The sequence below is a fragment of the candidate division WOR-3 bacterium genome (assembly GCA_039803545.1).
Classification (GTDB): Bacteria; Hydrothermota; Hydrothermia; order UBA1063; family UBA1063; genus UBA1063.
Genome location: JBDRYS010000001.1, coordinates 332,259 through 348,336, shown reverse-complemented (window position 1 = coordinate 348,336; position 16,078 = coordinate 332,259). Strand labels below are relative to the sequence as shown.

Here is a 16,078-nt window from a genome sequence, read left to right as displayed (position 1 = left end):
ATTTAGTTGCCTCTTACTATAAACATTTATTCAAAAGATTTATGCAGTTTCTTTCGGATGGTATCCTAAGCAACTTTTAGCTTTTTTACGGCCTTCACTTTTATCAACGGGTATTATGTCACTGAATTTCAAATCATTAATTCCTCCATAACAAACTGCTTTCCGTTGTCCTTGTAAGATTCCTATTCTTTTGCTTATTATTCTCCACACTTTTCAACTGAAAAAAGTCAAACAATTGAGCTTTTAAAGAACACTCGCACAAACTCCGCTCAGCATGAGCAACGCCACCATTTGTTTTTCTCAAAGAGAACATTAAAATATTCTGAGTTAAGGAGGCGTTATGAGACTTGTAAAATTCTTGATAACAACCTTATCAATTGGGCTCCTCTTTGCAGGGGTTGAGTACAAAGATGGTAAAGTGATTTTCACTCTAAGGGAACCACAGGCTAAGGACGTAGTTGTAACCGGTACCTTCTCCAACTGGAATCCAACCGGAATTAAAATGACCAAGAAAGACAACACCTGGGTTGCGGAAGTAGACCTTAAACCGGGCACCTATGAGTATAAGTTCATCATCGACGGTGTATGGAAAGAAGATCCAGACAATCCCTGGAAGGTTCCGGATGGCTTTGGTGGTTCAAATTCAAAATTCACTCTAACCGATAAGGGGGAAATCCTCTTTTCAGAGGCGCCACAGCTCGGTGTCAGTGCACTAAAATCCTTAGAATACATAAATGGAAAAGTTATTTTTAGATTCTACGATAAAGAGGCCAAGGAAGTTTATCTTGCGGGAACCTTCAACAACTGGAATCCAACCGCTCAGAAGATGGAAAACAAAGGTGCGTACTTCGAAACCTCATTGGAACTGAAGCCCGGAGTTTACGAATACAAATTCGTAATCAACGGTAACACATGGAAAGAAGACCCCTTTAATTCAAGAAAAGTTCCGGATGGATTCGGCGGGTTTAATTCTCAGTTTGAACTAACCCCAGACGGAAAAATCCTTTACACACCGGCATCTGTAAAACCAGCAGAAACAGAGATAAAATTCGACTGGAAAGGTCCCGAATACACCCCTGAAGGAGTTTTGTTCAGATTTTACGCACCCGATGCCCAGGTGGTTTACCTTGCAGGCACCTTTAATAACTGGGCGCCAACGGGGTTGCCAATGACAAAGGATGAAAAAGGAATCTGGAGTGTTAAAGTAAAACTCATACCGGGCAACTATCAGTACAAGTTCGTTATAAACGGTGTTCAGTGGAAAGAAGACCCCACAAATCCTGCAAAGGTAGACGATGGATTTGGAGGATTCAACTCCGCCTTCAGACTCACCGATGACGGTAAAATTATTCTTGAGGCGGTAAGCCCCTCAACCCTCCCTCAGGAACCAATAATTAAATCCTTGAAAAAACAGGGGACACCAATCTATCTCGCCATTGTGTGGCATCAGCATCAGCCAAGATACTACAAGGACTTACAGACGGGGGAGTCCTTCGCACCGTGGGTCAGGCTTCACGGGATAAAGGACTATTACGATATGGCAGCAATTCTCTATCAGTATCCCAAAATAAGATTCACAATTAACCTCACCCCTGTTCTGCTCATGCAGCTTCAGGATGATATCAGACTTTACGACGAAGGGAAGTCTCCTGATGTGGATTTTAGAATGACCTTAAAGAATGCGGACTCACTTACCTACGAGGATAAAAAATATCTACTCGCCAACTTTTTCAGTGCGAACTGGGATAATATGATCGATATTTTCCCAAGATACAAAGAACTTAGAACAAAGAGGGTTTGGAATCCCGACGGTACCATCAACTTTGACGAATCCATTAAAAGATACACCACCCAGGATTTTCGAGACCTCCAGGTCTATTTCAACCTCTGCTGGTTCGATCCAGACTTCCGAAATGGGGAGGTAACACTTCCAACAGGGGAAAAGGTAAGCGTAAAGAAATTTGTAGAAAAAGGACAAAATTTTACAGAGAAGGACAAAAGAGAAATCTTAGACATACAGATGAAAATTTTGAAGGCGATAATTCCTGTTCATAAAGACTTACTTTCAAAGGGTCAGATTGAAGTTATCACAACACCATACTATCATCCCATTCTGCCACTCATTTACGACACAGAATCTGCCCGTGAAGCAATGCCCAATGCAAAACTCCCAGAGAGGTTCTCCTGGCCCGAAGACGCTCTATGGCACGTAAAACAAGCGGTAGCTAAGTACGAAGAAATCTTCGGAAGAAAACCTGCAGGAATGTGGCCTGCAGAAGGCTCAGTATCCCACGATATTGTTCCCATCGTAAAGCAGGGCGGATTCATCTGGATGTGCTCTGACGGGCATGTCCTCGCCCGTTCTCTCAAAAAGGCAGATTTTGGTGATGACGACCTTTACAGGCCTTATGCGGTGGTTAATGGAAAGGACACCATTTATATGGTCTTCAGAGATACCGATCTATCAGACAGAATAGGCTTCAGGTATAAATCCCTCTCGGGGGTACAGGCAGCAAACGACCTTATTATGAGACTTTATGAAATTCACCAAAAGTTTGCAAAGGACCCTGAGCCTCATTTAGTCACTATAATCCTCGACGGCGAAAACGCCTGGGAATGGTACAAAAACGATGCAAAGGATTTCTTCCATTCCTTGTATTCTCAGCTCAGCGAAGCGGACTGGATAGTGACCACTACGCCCACCGACTTTATAAAACAGTTCCCTCCAAAGAGAGTGATTACCCACCTTTTCGCTGGGTCCTGGATCAACGCAGACTTCTCTACCTGGATAGGTGAAGATGAAGAGAACTTAGCCTGGAACTATTTGGGCTATGTGAGAAAAGATTTCGAAAATTTCAAAAAATCCGGTCAATACGACGAAAAAACTTTAGAAAAAGCCTTCTTTGAACTGGCTTCCGCAGAAGGTAGCGACTGGTTCTGGTTCTTTGGAGCGGATCAGAATGCAGGCGATGACCGCTGGACTGACATCATGTTCAGAAGGACATTGAAAAATGTATACGAAATCCTCGGTAAGCCCTATCCTGACTTCCTTGATAAATCTATTCTTGAAGAGGCAAAGAAAGGCTCCTACGGAGGATCAGTAATGGCGAAAAATGATCCACGCCTTTCCGCTAAAAAGATCTTTGAAATTCCAGATATTGAAGGTGACGATTATGGCCCTGGCTATTACCTTTATCCTTCCAACGGGGTATTTAAGAAGGGCATTTTTGACATCAAAGGTTTAAAAATATTTGAAACGGAAAATAGCTACATCTTCTCTATAAAAGTCGGAGAATTGGATAACCCCTGGAATGCACCCTACGGATTTTCACAGCAGATTTTCTTCCTCTATATTGATAACAGGGATGGAGGCAAAACAGATCCAATCAAAACTTCTCTTAATTATCAAACGGAAAACCCATGGGATGTCGCCATTATGATCTCCGGGTGGGACAATGCCTGCGGAGTCTACAACCCATCAATGGAACTTCTTGAAAATCCCGATATTTACGTGGATTACGAAAACAAAGAAGTTGTCTTCACTGTTTCCAAAAAGTTCGCAGGCAACTTAAAAGGGGCAAAAATTTCGCTCACTCTCTACTCTTACGATGGTTATGGAAAAGATAACCTAAGGGCCTTACAATCTACAAGAGGCGAATGGGAATTTGGAGGGGCAAAGTCCCAGATGGCACCGAGGGTAATTGACCTTCTATACCCAGAAACTGGAGTACAGGAAAAAGTTTTGAGCGTCTATGAAACAAACGCGCCGGTTAAAATCCCCTCTATCAATGTGAAGTAGAGAGGAATTTCTTCTGCAATTCGTTTTTTAGGTTTTTGAGACGATTAACTGTCTCGAAGCCGTAGTATATTACTGGGAAAACGGAGTTATTTGTTAGGAGCGGGTCGTACAGTTTATACTGCTCAATCACTTGATTTCCCAATGGAGTCCCTGGTATAGGTGAGAACTCCGAGAGTGAAACTCTGATGCCAAATTCTGAAATAATCTTGATATTTTCTTCAACCTCCTCTGGGGGTTGGCCAGGCAAGGCAAGAAATATATAGGCCGTTACTTTATCCCCGGTAAAACCTGCCTCCTTAAGGTTCTCCACCGCCCTTTCAAAATCCGCAAAGGAAAGCTTCCACCCGACCTTCTTCAGAAGCTCTGGATTGACGGTTTCAACCCCAAGGAATATGGTTTCAAATCCCATCTCTTTAAGAAGATAAGCCGTCTCCCTGGTAATTTTTCTCACGTGAAGGGCATTGGGAGTATGAAAACGAATCTTACCAAGTAATTTTTTCTCTTTTAGACCGTCTCTAAAAGGCAAAAGTCCACCTTCTAAATTGTAGAGCAAGGCATCGTCATAAAACACGAAATCCCTGATGGACCGTGATAGGTAAAGCTTCTCAACCAATTTTACTAAATTAGAAACGTCTATGGTTTTAAACTTGGGCTTAAGCAGGAAAGAGGCGCAGTAAGAACACCTCAAAGGGCAGCCTTCATTAATTCGGATAACCGCATATTTCAGGTCTTCGTAAACATCATAATAGGGAAGTTCCTCAACGGGATTTAAATAAAAATTATTTTGCCAAAAACTCTCCCAATTATCACCTACAACGACCTCATCGGCACCAAGAGAGATATAAAAGTCCGGAGTCAATGTGGCTGCAACTCCACCAACGACAACCTTTGCCTTGAGCCATCTTTCCTTAGAAATTTCAATTACTTCCTTCACCCCAAGGTACCAGTAAGTCATACCCGTTGTGATAAAAATGTACTCGTACTCCTTAGAAAAGGTCTCTTCCAGGAAAACTCTTTGAGGCAATCCGTATCTCTTAAACTTCCGTGGAACGAAGGATATCACATCCGGTTTTTTTACCTCCTCAAAGTAAAACTTACCCCTGCCGTACTCATCGGTCTTAAGGTCAAGGTTTCTGTAAAAAGGATGGCCCCTATCTAAAAAATCAAAAAAATCAAATTCTATACCTTCTCTTTTCAATGCCGATGCTATTCGCAGAAGCCCATAGGGTTTCAGCCAATAATCATGGAGTGCAAAGTCATAAACTGGAGGATTAACGAGTAAAATTCTCATTTTTACTTCAAAACGGCAACTTTCTTAATCCTCACCGAGTTTAATTCGCTTCTTTCTATTCCGAACCTTTCCTTTAAGACCTTGTAAAGAGAATTCTGGCTCAAATCTACTGTAAATTCTTCCGATTCACCATCCTTTTCTAACTTGAATCTGGCGATGCTAAACCTACTCCAATCCGGCTTTTTATCCACAGGGATAATTGAAAGGAATTCTAGCCCTGGAATGGTTCTTAGATTCAGCCTACTAATCAAATCCTTAAAACTCTCTATAGTTTCCGCCTCAAAGTAGAAATATTCCTCCTCACTTTCAACGCCCAGGGGCAATGGATTAGGCATAGAAATCCTCGGATGGGGGACATACCCTTGAGAGTACTTAAGCTTTACCCCGCATACCCTAAGCATATTCACTATTACTTTTGTAAGGTCTCTCTGTGAAATAAACCTCGACATCTCCCTAACTTTGTAAGTCAGCAAATATCCACTCGTTTTAGCAGGAATTTTTTCTTGAATTGGTCTCCCAGAAAGTTGAACTCTTTCAACCTTCTTAATACCCGTTTTGCATAGCTCGTATCCTTCCTTAATCCACACTCCGCAGCCCTGACACCCCCTTGCCATGCAGTCCGCAGTGTAAGTAATCTCTTGAGATTTAGAAAACTCATGTCTCAAATACTTCGGGTACACTCCAGTATCAATGATTTCCCAGGGCAATTGTTCCGAAGGATCCCGACGGCGAGTATATGCAAAGGGATCTATTCCATTTTTCTCAAAGGCCTTTAAATATTTGTTAAAATCAAAAAATTCGCTTCTCGAATCAAAAATTGCCCCCTCTTTGTAAGCATCCAGCAATACTGATGAAAGGGCACTATCGCCCCTACCGAAGATACCCTCAATCAAGCTCATCTTGGGATCGTGAAAGGTTAAAGTAAAATTCTTTAAACTTTTTGTGGACTTTCGAAGATAATCAATTTTTGAATAGATTTCGTCAGGCGTCTCTTGCCGTGCGAATTGAAAGGGGGTATGAGGTCGAGGTACAAAGGGGGAGATGGAAGCCTTAAACTCTATTTTCCTGTAACGAATCGAAAGTTCTTTAAGAAATTTAACCATCACTTCAAGGTCTTCTGCTGTTTCGCCAGGAACCCCGATCATCAGATACAATTTTACATGGCGAAAATTAAATTTAAGGGCGATGTCAAGGGTTCTAAATATACTTTCTAAGGGAACATTTTTATTGATCACCTTTCGCAACTTCTCTGAGGCAACCTCAGGTGCCAAGGTGATGCCAAAACGTCTGAGTTCTTCAAACTCAACGAGTAAACTTTCATCCAAAGAGTCAATGGGAAGACTGGGCAAAGAAATGTGCGTATTTTCAAAACGTTCTTTAAAAGCCCTGATAAGTTCGCTTAAGTAGGGGTAATCAGAAATAGAAAAGGCAAGAAGTCCAACTTCATCAAAGCCCGTCTTGCTCAAGCCATCATTCACGATCTTTAACACTTCTTCTGGTTCCCTTAACCTTAATGGCCTGTAGTTAAAGCCACCCTGACAGAAGCGACACCCCCTTGTACATCCCCTCATCACCTCAACAACATAGCGATGGTGCACGATCTCCGTCGTGGGGACAATTTGATCTACAGGAAAGTCTTCTGTATTAAAATAGGCCACAGCCCGTTTCGCTTTCTTTGATACTTCAGGGATATAAATACCTTCAAGTTTTGCAATTTCTGAATAAAACTCGTTGTTAGAGAGCCTTCCCCTTTTGTAATCCAAAAGGTACGGAATCAATTTCTTGACAACACCTTCTCCTTCTCCAACAACAAAGAAATCAACGAAGGGTTCTAAGGGAAGGGGATTAAAACTGGAAGGCCCACCCACAACAACGAGGGGATATTTACCATTGACCCTTTCTTCCCTTAGGAGCGGTATATGAGAGAGATCTAAGGCCAAAAGTAAATTTGTGTAGTTTAGCTCCGTATGGAGTGAAATACCAAGCATATCAAGATTTTTCACCGGTGTATAGCTTTCAAGGGTAAAAAGAGGTATCTCTCTTTCTCTCATATATTCAATGGCATCAATCCATGGCAGAAAGATCCGTTCAGCGTACACATCAGGATGGCTGTTGAATATGTGATAGATAATCTTTAAACCTAAATTGGACATCCCAATTTCATAAATTTCGGGGTATAAGAGGCCTATGTGTAAAACAACCTTATCAAGGGGCTTCCTAACAGCATTAAATTCCCCACCTATATAGCGTGCTGGTCTCTCAAGGTTCAAGAGGTAATCCCCAAAGGGGTGATTCATACAGAGAACCTTATGAGGAGAATATCCCCATCCTTTACGATGTAATCTTTACCCTCCAGCCTGTAAAGTCCAAGCTCCTTCGCCTTCTTTTCACTTCCAGCCCTTTCAAGGTCTTCTATATGGATAACCTCAGCTCTTATAAATCCTCTCTCGAAGTCACTGTGAATTTTGCCTGCCGCTTCCTTTGCAGTAGCGCCTTTCCTTACAGCCCAAACCCTCGCTTCAGTTTTACTGGCTGTGTAAAAGAAAGTTAACCCAAGGACGTCTTTTATAACTGAGGAAATTGCCGTCTTTATGTCTTCCTCTATCCCGAATTCCTTAAGAATTTCCAGTTTTTCTATCCTCTCAAGGCCTATTAGCTCCTCTTCAACCTTTAGAGAGGTTATAAAAAATGGGGAATTCCTCTCTTTAATCCTATTAATGAGGTCTGAAGGAAGCTCCCCACCCAGTTTCGATTCCTCTCGATTTATTACAAAAATTTGAGGAAGCATAGAAAGGAAAACGTAACCTTTTATCAGGTCTTTTTCTTTCTCTGTAAGTTCAAGGGAATGCAAAGGCTTTTCAGCGGAGAGCCAGGAATCAATTTTTTCGAGCAAGGCTATCTCCTCTTCATTAACCTTCTTTTTAATCCTTTCCTTCTTCAGAGTTTCGATTCGCCTTTCGACGAAATCTAAGTCTGTAAGGAGAAGCTTGTATTCCAGATTGTAGAAAGAATCCTTTAAGGCAACCTCCTGAAAATCAGAAACAACACAAATCAGGGCATCAAAATTTGAGAGTTCGTTTTTAATTTCCCCTCTCTTTTCGTCCTTCCACAATTTTCCAAGCCCCTCAAAATCATAAAGCTCTACATGAAGAGGGGTCTTTTTGTCCGAATTATAAAGCTCGAAAAGATAGTCAAGATTAGGGTCTTCAAGGATAAAAGTGCCCACGCCTGATATATATCCAGAACCACGGGAAAAAGTGTTATCGGTAAGCACCTTTAAGAGTGTCGTCTTACCCGTCAGAGCCTCGCCAACAATTGCAAGCTTCATTAGAAAAGACCCGTTATCTTACCGTTCTCGTCTATATCAATAAACTCAGCAGATGGCACCTTGGGTAAGCCTGGCATAGTCATGATTTCACCGGCGATTGGAACTACAAAACCAGCACCGGCGCTCAATCTTACCTCTCTAATATGGAGAGAAAAGTCTCTGGGTCTCCCTAAAAGCTTTGGGTCTCCGGAAAGGGAAAGCTGTGTCTTGGCAATGCACACATATAAGTTACCAAAGCCTTGCTTTTCAAGATTCTTTATGTCCTGTTCAGCATCCCTATCAATAATAACCTCTTTAGCTCCGTAAATACGCTTTGCAACTTTTTCAATCTTAACGGGAATAGGATCTTCTATGTCATAAACGAAATTAAGATTCCCGTCTGCCTTTTTGACAGCTTCAATTACTTTTTTTGCGAGATCGATGCCACCCTCAGACCCCTTGGCCCAAACCTCGGTTATAGCAACTTCTCTCCCTTTTGACTGCACATAGTTTACAACCAGTTCCAGCTCTCTCTCCATATCTGTAGGAAACCTATTTAAAGCAACTACAAAGGGAATATTGTAGAAGTCGAGATTTTCCATATGTTTATCAAGATTTTCAAGGCCTTTTTTCAAAGCCTCAATATTCTCCGTTGAAAGTTCCTGTCTCTTCGCACCTCCATGGTGTTTAAGGGCCCTTACAGAGGTCACAAGAACCGCAGCCTTTGGTCTTAAATTTCCAACGCGAGATACAATGTCTACAAATTTTTCCCCACCAAGGTCAGTTCCAAAGCCAGCCTCAGTGACCACAAAATCGGCAAGTTTCAAAGCAAGCTTCGTAGCAATCAGAGAATTGGTACCATGGGCGATATTGGAGAAGGGGCCTGTGTGGATAAGAGCAGGATTATTTTCCAGTGACTGAACAAGGTTCGGCTTAAAGGCATCCCTCAGAAGGGCTCCAACAGCGCCCTGAACTTTAAGGTCTCTAACCTTTATAGGTTCATCCTGTTTATTGTAACCGATTACTATGTTTGAAATTCTCTCTTTTAGGTCTTTATAGTTCAATGATAGACCGAGAATGGCCATGATTTCGGAAGCAGCTGTTATATCGAAACCATCTTCCCTGGGAAAACCATTGGTAGGGCCTCCCAAACCTATAATAATTTTCCTGAGAGCCCTATCATTGAGATCAACAACCCTTTTCCAGGTTATTTTTCTAAGGTCAATCCCCAATTCATTACCCTGGTGGATGTGATTATCAATAATCGCTGAAATCAAATTATGTGCTATAGAAACAGCGTGAAAATCACCCGTAAAATGAAGGTTGATGTCCTCCATCGGAACTACTTGAGCATATCCTCCACCTGCTGCCCCACCCTTAATCCCAAAGACCGGGCCCATCGATGGTTCTCGTAATGTCACAATAGATTTATAGCCAAGTTTATTCAAAGCATCAGAAAGACCTATGGAGACCGTAGTTTTACCCTCACCGTAGGGTGTTGGAGTTGTTGCAGTAACGAGGATCAGGTTGCCTTCTTTTTTCTTCAAAAATTCTTCGGTTTCAAGAATTTTGGGATTGATCTTAGCTTTAAAGTCTCCACAATGGGTAATGAACTGGCAATCAATGCCAAGCTTTGCAGCGATGTGATCTATACTCAAAAGTTTAACACTACTTGCGATTTCAATGTCGCTTTTCATTTCTAAAAATCACTCCTTTTATTAAATTTCTAAAAATCATAACATCCGTGACCGAGCCAACCCCACCAGGTACAGGGGTTATGTATCCACTTTTTTCTTTAACTTCATCAAATTTGACGTCTCCAACAACCTTGTCATTTACCTGGTTTATTCCAACGTCAATCACAAAAGCCCCTTCCTTAACCATATCGGCGCCAATAAAGTTGGCACGTCCAATAGCAACAACAAGGATGTCGGCTTCTCGTGTATAAATGCTTATATCCTTGGTAGAAGAGTGACACACGGTGCAGGTTGCATCCTCATTCATAAGCATTATTGCAATGGGAAGCCCTGAGCGGAAGCTTCTTCCAAGAATGCATGCATTTTTTCCGCGAATTTCATAGCCCGTTTCTTTTATTATTCTGATAACGGCATCAGCAGTGGCGGGTCTTAATCCTTTGTCTTTCCTTATTAGCTTCCCAAGGTTTTCAGGACTTGCACCATCTACATCCTTTTCGGGAACAATAAAAGAAGTGTAGTATAAATAATCTTTTTTGTCCTCTATCTGCAGCATAATTCCATCGACAGATTCATCTTCATTGTAAGCATAAATAGCGCTTTTTAACGATTCAAGGTCTCCAAAAGTTTTTACCTCCACTTCTATATCGAGCTTTTTTGCTACCCTTTTGAGTGAATGAGCATAAAGTTCATCGGGAACCTGAGGCTTATACTGAAAAATGGCTAATTTCAAGGGCCTTTGAAGATTCAAACAGGCAATTTGTTCCTTTAATTCTTCCAATACCTTTTCCCTGATAAGTCTTCCATCAATAACCTTAGCTGACATGGGATAATTTTAAACTGGGAATTATGGAAATTAAAAGAATGGCGGCGGAGGGAGTCGAACCCCCGACACGAGGATTATGATTCCTCTGCTCTGCCAGCTGAGCTACACCGCCAGGAGTAAGACAGTAGCGGGGGCTGGATTTGAACCAGCGACCTTCGGGTTATGAGCCCGACGAGCTACCGGACTGCTCCACCCCGCGTTAGTGTTATTATTATAATATAATCTTACTGTTCAGTCAAGAGTTCGGCTTTCCTCAAAATTAATCTACTCGAAATGGGGTTGTTTCATCAAAAATAACAACATAATAAAGCGGCGACGGTATTGCATTCTTTTATTCAGTAAGCGAGTAGCAATACTGCGTGGTCTTAGCAAAGGAAGTGGTTTGGGGAAAACAGAAAAAGTAAAAAGCAAAGAAGCATGAGATAGCACGCCTCTAAACAGCGTTTTAAGAGTCAAAGGTGTAAGTGAAGAAGTAAAAAGAGGGGGTTATGAATTTGAGAGATAACATAAAGATAGTAAAATTAACACACGCGACAATCATGTTGCAAAGCGAGCTTGACACGGCTTACAACAAGAAAAGGGGGGCCGAATGGGCATCAGAACTACAATAGAGAATAGTTCAAGTAGATTAATTTTGAGGAAGTGCGTATTTCGAGTAATCTCTGAAAACATTGGCATTAAGCTTTGAAAAAATAACAAGACTCACTAATATAGAAACTAAACCCAGAACGACACTTGACAACCTGCCAAATTTATCCGCAAGAATCCCAGATAATGCCGAGAGAAAAACAGCGAAGTTTAAAGTGGAATTCAAAAATCCAAAGGCAGTTGCTCTTTCATTTTCCCTTGATAGCCTTGTGACCGCGGAGTAAAGGGCAATATACATAAAATTCCAAAGAGGTAGAATCCAGAAAAAGGCCATTAAATATCCCTTCGCAAGAGCCAAAATAGCGATATTAACAAAATAAGCAGCAGAAAGTAGTACTAAACTTCTCCAGGGAGTGAGTTTTTTAACAACCTCACCATAAAATTTGCTCACCAATGCAGATAAAAATGCGGGTATTGAAGCCCATACTATTCCATAGAGGAATTTTGACTTTCCCAAAACCTCATAAAGTTTCACTGACAAAATCCCGTAAGAGGTTACAATCCCAAATTCCAAGAAAAAGGTCCCAACAGCCAAAAATATTAACCCCCTTTCAAAATGAACCTTGAAAAGGGAAGTCGACGGGGAACCAAAATTAAGATTATCAGTATAAATTTGGTAAAAAACGATTATACCAATAGCCCAGGCTATTCCACTAATTATATAACCGAGTTTGAAAAGCCCTGGGTCCTTAGAGAAATAACCCATAATAGAGCCACTGAGAGTCCAACCAAGGGCCTCTGCCAATAAATAAAGGGCGAATGCTCCCTCTGTATCCTCACTGTAGGAGAACATACTGTTGATGACTGGAATGGCGATGGAAGCAAAAATACTTAATAGAAGCAGAAAAAGGAGTAACGTATATATTTGATTCGAAAATCCGAGAAGTAATACAAAGATCCCTCCGAGGCTGCTTAATAAAAGAAATAGCCTTCGTGAGATCACATCGGCTAATCTACCCCAAAATACTGAGGTCAAGGCAACAAAGGCAGGCAAACTGTCAATCAGCAATATTTGAAAATAACTCGCTCCAAGGTCAACAAATCTTGGCCTCAATAGGATATAATAAGAGCCATAGCCAAAATAAAAAAGAATTGTAGCAATTATCTTCAGCATCATATCGGCGAGTGTTAAATTTTAATGTTCAACATACGAACAAAAGGGCGATGAGCTGAATAGTGTCAAGGCGTTCAGTCCATAGGTGATTCAAACTCGCATACAATTTAAAAACCTGTAAAAATATAATGCACTTGTACAAATTCTTCTTAAAAGCTATACTTGCTTAACATCGTACTTTCTAAAACCGAATCTGCAGAGAAAGAGCTTCATAATAGTTCCACTGTTCCTTGAGGTCATTTTGAGTTATAAACTTCGACGAACTCGAACAAAGGCTAACGACAATTTTAACATAAGTAGAGCATCGTCGAATTTACAAAATACCTCATGCTTCTCCCTTTGCGCTCTTAACTCACAATGGGCCTTTAAAGTTCAATGAAAAACAAGAATGATTGTCCTACATTATTCTTGCTATCGTGGACTCACATTATTTCGAGCAATCTTCTTAAAATCACAAGGCTTGACATACTATACATCGACTCGCTATAACTTAAAAGGATTCATTTGATATAAAGGATTTAAATGACAAGGCTCAAAGGCCTGAAAAGTACATTAATGAGAGATGAATCACCGTTATTGAGGAAGCTAGGTTTATTTTAAGAAAATTTCCCAAAAGGTCGAAATTAAAAAAAATCGGCTTATTTTGATATCCGCTCCTTTAATGCAAAGAACTTTAGAAACTTACCCGGTGTTCTTTAAGCCAAGGCGAGCATTTCTGCCTCCGGAACTTAGGAAAGAATAGTCCCGTTCCGACCTAAGTTATGTTATTAACGCCGATCGTTTGAAAAACCGCAGGTTTATTTTTATAATTTTAACAATGCGCTGCTAGCTCAACAGGCAGAGCAACGGATTCTTAATCCGTGGGTTGCAGGTTCGAGTCCTGCGCAGCGCAGTTTTTTAATTTAGGCAAAATTTACTATTCCCGTTCCCCTCAAAATTATATATGATCTTGATCCGCAAACAACCGCTACGAGATAGAAGGTTCGATTAGGTTCCCTCCAAAATTATATGTGATCTTCAACTTACGATTCTGCTTGTGGCAATTAAGTTCCGCTTGCTTTGGGACTCACCTCATCTTATAATAAAGCCATGGCAGAATATATTCAGGTCTTCACAACCACTAATGTTAGGGAAGTTGCTGAAAAAATCACTGAAACCTTAGTTCAAAAGAGACTTGCTGCTTGTGTGCAGATCTTAGGGCCAATAACGAGTCAATATTGGTGGGAGAACAAAATCACAAAAGATACAGAGTATCTCATCATAGCTAAAACAAGAGCCGATTACTACCCTGAACTGGAGAAGGCCATAAAGGAAGTTCACAACTACGCGGTTCCTGAAATCCTGGCAATCCCGGTAATTGCAGGAAATAGCGACTATCTGAATTGGCTGGATGAAGAGCTTAAAAAATCCACGAATGAAAAGAAGTAATTACCTGATTTTTGCTATCCTTACCCTCTCCTGTGCTAAACACTCTTTAATCAGAGATGTTAGAGAAATTTCTGCAAAGGAGCTTTATAAGCTCCTTTCTCACAATAAAATGGAGATCACAGTGGTAGACGTTAGAACACCTGAAGAGTTCTTACAAGGACATATACCCTCCGCAATTAACATTGACTACTTCTCACCAAAACTCGACTCTTTGTTAATGACTCTCCCTAAAAATAACACTATAATACTCTACTGCTCACACGGAATGAGAAGTAAAAATGTTGCGATAAGATTAATCAACATGGGTTATAGAAATGTATTTAGTTTGAAAGGCGGATTAAAGGACTGGATTAACAGAGGATTACCCATTGAGAAAGGACAGAATTAAAATTTCCAAAAATTCCCAGTTGGTTTATCCCGATGCAGCTTAGAAAAGGCCTGGACTTCAATAAACTCGCATACATTGAGGGATGGATATCCATCGTTTTAAATTCAATACTTTTTGTAGCCAAATACATCATTGGGCTTAAGATAAACTCTGTCTCACTCCAGGCGGACGCTTGGCATACCCTTTCTGACTCTTTAACGTCTATGATGCTGGTTGTTGGGATTTATCTTTCAGCAAAACCCGCCGATGAGGAACACCCTTTTGGGCATGGTAGAATTGAAAAGATAACAAGCTTGTTAATTGGCATAATGCTAATTCTCGTGGCAATCAACTTCCTCAAAGAATCCCTAATAAGAATCACATCTCGAAAGGTCATAACCTTCACCTTAGCGAGCGTATTAGTTCAGGCTGTCTGTGCCACTTTAAAACAAGCCCTCGCACTCTTTGCCTTTTGGGCTGGTAAAAAATCAAAAATACAGGCAATTACTGCAGATGGTTGGCATCACCAATCGGACATGATCACAAGCGTTTTGTTTTTGATAGGAGTTGCTCTTAACAAGCAGATACCACTCGTTGACGGATACCTCGGCCTATTAATATCCTTAGCAATTGCTGTAACTGCTTTTGACATTGTAAAATCAAGTGTTTCCCCTCTCATAGGCGAAAAAGTCCCTGACGAGATAATAAAGAAAGTCACTGATGAAGTAGAAAAAGCGGACCCGAGGATAACCGGTCTTCATCATCTTCATATGCACAGGTATGGCAATCACATCGAACTAACTTTTCACATAAGGCTTCCTAAGGAGATAAGCCTTGAGGAAGCCCATGAAATTACAAAGAAAATTGAAGATGCTTTAATGAAAGAAAATATTGATGCTACCATACATGTTGAACCTTACACAGAAAGCAAAGACTAAATAAAAATTTTAAAGTAAGGAGAGGTGCAATGGTACAAAAAACAATTTGCCAGAGCTGTGGAACTCCAATAGTATCCGAAGAGGAATTCGGAACAAACGCAGACGGAAGCCTGAACTATGAATACTGCAGGAAGTGCTACCAAAATGGCAAATTTACAGAGCCAAACATTACAATGGAGGAAATGATACAAAAGGTTGCAACGGAAATGATAGAAGTTGAAAAAATACCACCCAAATATGCCTTCAAAATTGCAAAAGAATATATACCTGATCTTAAGAGGTGGCGCTCGGGTTCGAAATCATAAACAAGCAATCGCCTCTATTTCAATTAGGGCGTTTTTAGGCAGGGCTTTAACAAAGATTGTAGAACGAGCCGGGTAAGGCTCTGAGAAAAAACTGGCGTAAATCTCATTAACCTTTGAGAAATCTTCGGGATTTATGAGAAAAATAGTAGTTTTGATTACATTATTCATTGAAAGGCCGTAGGATTCAAGGATAGACTTTAAATTTTCCATAACTCTTCTGGCCTGTGCTTCTAAGCCCACCTCCAGTTCCCCCGTTTCAGGATTTATACCCAATTGCCCTGAAATGAAAAAGAGTTTACCACATTCTGCTCCTCTTATTAGGCTGTATGGTCCTATGGCCTTTGGTCCCATTTATTCCTCC

Annotated in this window: 13 protein-coding genes and 3 tRNA genes; 7 read left to right on the top strand and 9 right to left on the bottom strand. The window is 40.9% G+C overall.

The features are described from left to right. Window positions 1-340 precede the first annotated feature (340 nt). Window positions 341-3,799, top strand: a complete 3,459-nt coding sequence (locus ABIM45_01575) for a glucodextranase DOMON-like domain-containing protein (protein ID MEO0238602.1) — start codon at window positions 341-343, stop codon at window positions 3,797-3,799. Here ABIM45_01575 and ABIM45_01570 read toward each other — a convergent pair. From ABIM45_01570 to ABIM45_01540, 7 genes are all read right to left on the bottom strand, one after another. Beyond that, a complete protein-coding gene (locus ABIM45_01570) occupies window positions 3,786-5,090 on the bottom strand; it encodes a B12-binding domain-containing radical SAM protein (protein MEO0238601.1) in 1,305 nt (434 codons plus the stop codon). The two genes, ABIM45_01575 and ABIM45_01570, sit on opposite strands and share 14 nt — an antisense overlap. Window positions 5,091-5,092: 2 nt before the next feature. Continuing rightward, window positions 5,093-7,387 (bottom strand): TIGR03936 family radical SAM-associated protein, encoded by a 2,295-nt coding sequence (locus tag ABIM45_01565; GenBank protein MEO0238600.1) that lies wholly within the window; start codon window positions 7,385-7,387, stop codon window positions 5,093-5,095. Next, on the bottom strand, window positions 7,384-8,418 hold the full coding sequence (locus ABIM45_01560; GenBank protein MEO0238599.1) for a DUF933 domain-containing protein: 1,035 nt from the start codon (window positions 8,416-8,418) through the stop codon (window positions 7,384-7,386). Before ABIM45_01560 ends, ABIM45_01565 begins: the two co-directional genes overlap by 4 nt. Then, window positions 8,418-10,094 carry a formate--tetrahydrofolate ligase gene (locus ABIM45_01555; GenBank protein MEO0238598.1) on the bottom strand — a complete coding sequence of 559 codons (1,677 nt, stop codon included), beginning with the start codon at window positions 10,092-10,094 and terminating at the stop codon, window positions 8,418-8,420. Before ABIM45_01555 ends, ABIM45_01560 begins: the two co-directional genes overlap by 1 nt. Continuing rightward, window positions 10,078-10,917 (bottom strand): bifunctional 5,10-methylenetetrahydrofolate dehydrogenase/5,10-methenyltetrahydrofolate cyclohydrolase, encoded by an 840-nt coding sequence (locus ABIM45_01550; protein MEO0238597.1) that lies wholly within the window; start codon window positions 10,915-10,917, stop codon window positions 10,078-10,080. Before ABIM45_01550 ends, ABIM45_01555 begins: the two co-directional genes overlap by 17 nt. A gap of 39 nt (window positions 10,918-10,956) precedes the next feature. After that, window positions 10,957-11,029: transfer RNA gene (locus ABIM45_01545), tRNA-Met, on the bottom strand. A gap of 13 nt (window positions 11,030-11,042) precedes the next feature. After that, window positions 11,043-11,116, bottom strand: a tRNA-Met gene (locus ABIM45_01540). A 289-nt stretch (window positions 11,117-11,405) separates the two neighbouring features. On the opposite strand from ABIM45_01540, the gene ABIM45_01535 reads away from it, so the two are divergent. Continuing rightward, window positions 11,406-11,528 (top strand): hypothetical protein, encoded by a 123-nt coding sequence (locus tag ABIM45_01535; protein ID MEO0238596.1) that lies wholly within the window; start codon window positions 11,406-11,408, stop codon window positions 11,526-11,528. A gap of 17 nt (window positions 11,529-11,545) precedes the next feature. Here the strand turns inward: ABIM45_01535 and ABIM45_01530 are convergent, their stop codons facing one another. Continuing rightward, window positions 11,546-12,682, bottom strand: a complete 1,137-nt coding sequence (locus ABIM45_01530) for an MFS transporter (protein ID MEO0238595.1) — start codon at window positions 12,680-12,682, stop codon at window positions 11,546-11,548. An 816-nt stretch (window positions 12,683-13,498) separates the two neighbouring features. Between ABIM45_01530 and ABIM45_01525 the strand changes: the two genes are divergently transcribed. From ABIM45_01525 to ABIM45_01505, 5 genes are all read left to right on the top strand, one after another. Further along, window positions 13,499-13,571, top strand: a tRNA-Lys gene (locus ABIM45_01525). 197 nt (window positions 13,572-13,768) lie between these two features. Next, window positions 13,769-14,107: a divalent-cation tolerance protein CutA gene (cutA, locus tag ABIM45_01520; GenBank protein ID MEO0238594.1), complete on the top strand. Its 339-nt coding sequence runs from the start codon at window positions 13,769-13,771 to the stop codon at window positions 14,105-14,107. Further along, a complete protein-coding gene (locus tag ABIM45_01515; GenBank protein MEO0238593.1) occupies window positions 14,094-14,495 on the top strand; it encodes a rhodanese-like domain-containing protein in 402 nt (133 codons plus the stop codon). The genes cutA and ABIM45_01515 overlap by 14 nt, the downstream gene beginning before the upstream one ends. Before the next feature lie 32 nt (window positions 14,496-14,527). Next, window positions 14,528-15,412: a cation diffusion facilitator family transporter gene (locus tag ABIM45_01510; GenBank protein MEO0238592.1), complete on the top strand. Its 885-nt coding sequence runs from the start codon at window positions 14,528-14,530 to the stop codon at window positions 15,410-15,412. A gap of 29 nt (window positions 15,413-15,441) precedes the next feature. Further along, on the top strand, window positions 15,442-15,717 hold the full coding sequence (locus ABIM45_01505) for a zinc ribbon domain-containing protein (GenBank protein MEO0238591.1): 276 nt from the start codon (window positions 15,442-15,444) through the stop codon (window positions 15,715-15,717). Here the strand turns inward: ABIM45_01505 and ABIM45_01500 are convergent. Then, window positions 15,712-16,068, bottom strand: coding sequence for a Rid family detoxifying hydrolase (locus ABIM45_01500; GenBank protein ID MEO0238590.1), 357 nt, complete (start codon window positions 16,066-16,068; stop codon window positions 15,712-15,714). The two genes, ABIM45_01505 and ABIM45_01500, sit on opposite strands and share 6 nt — an antisense overlap. Window positions 16,069-16,078: the final 10 nt, after the last annotated feature.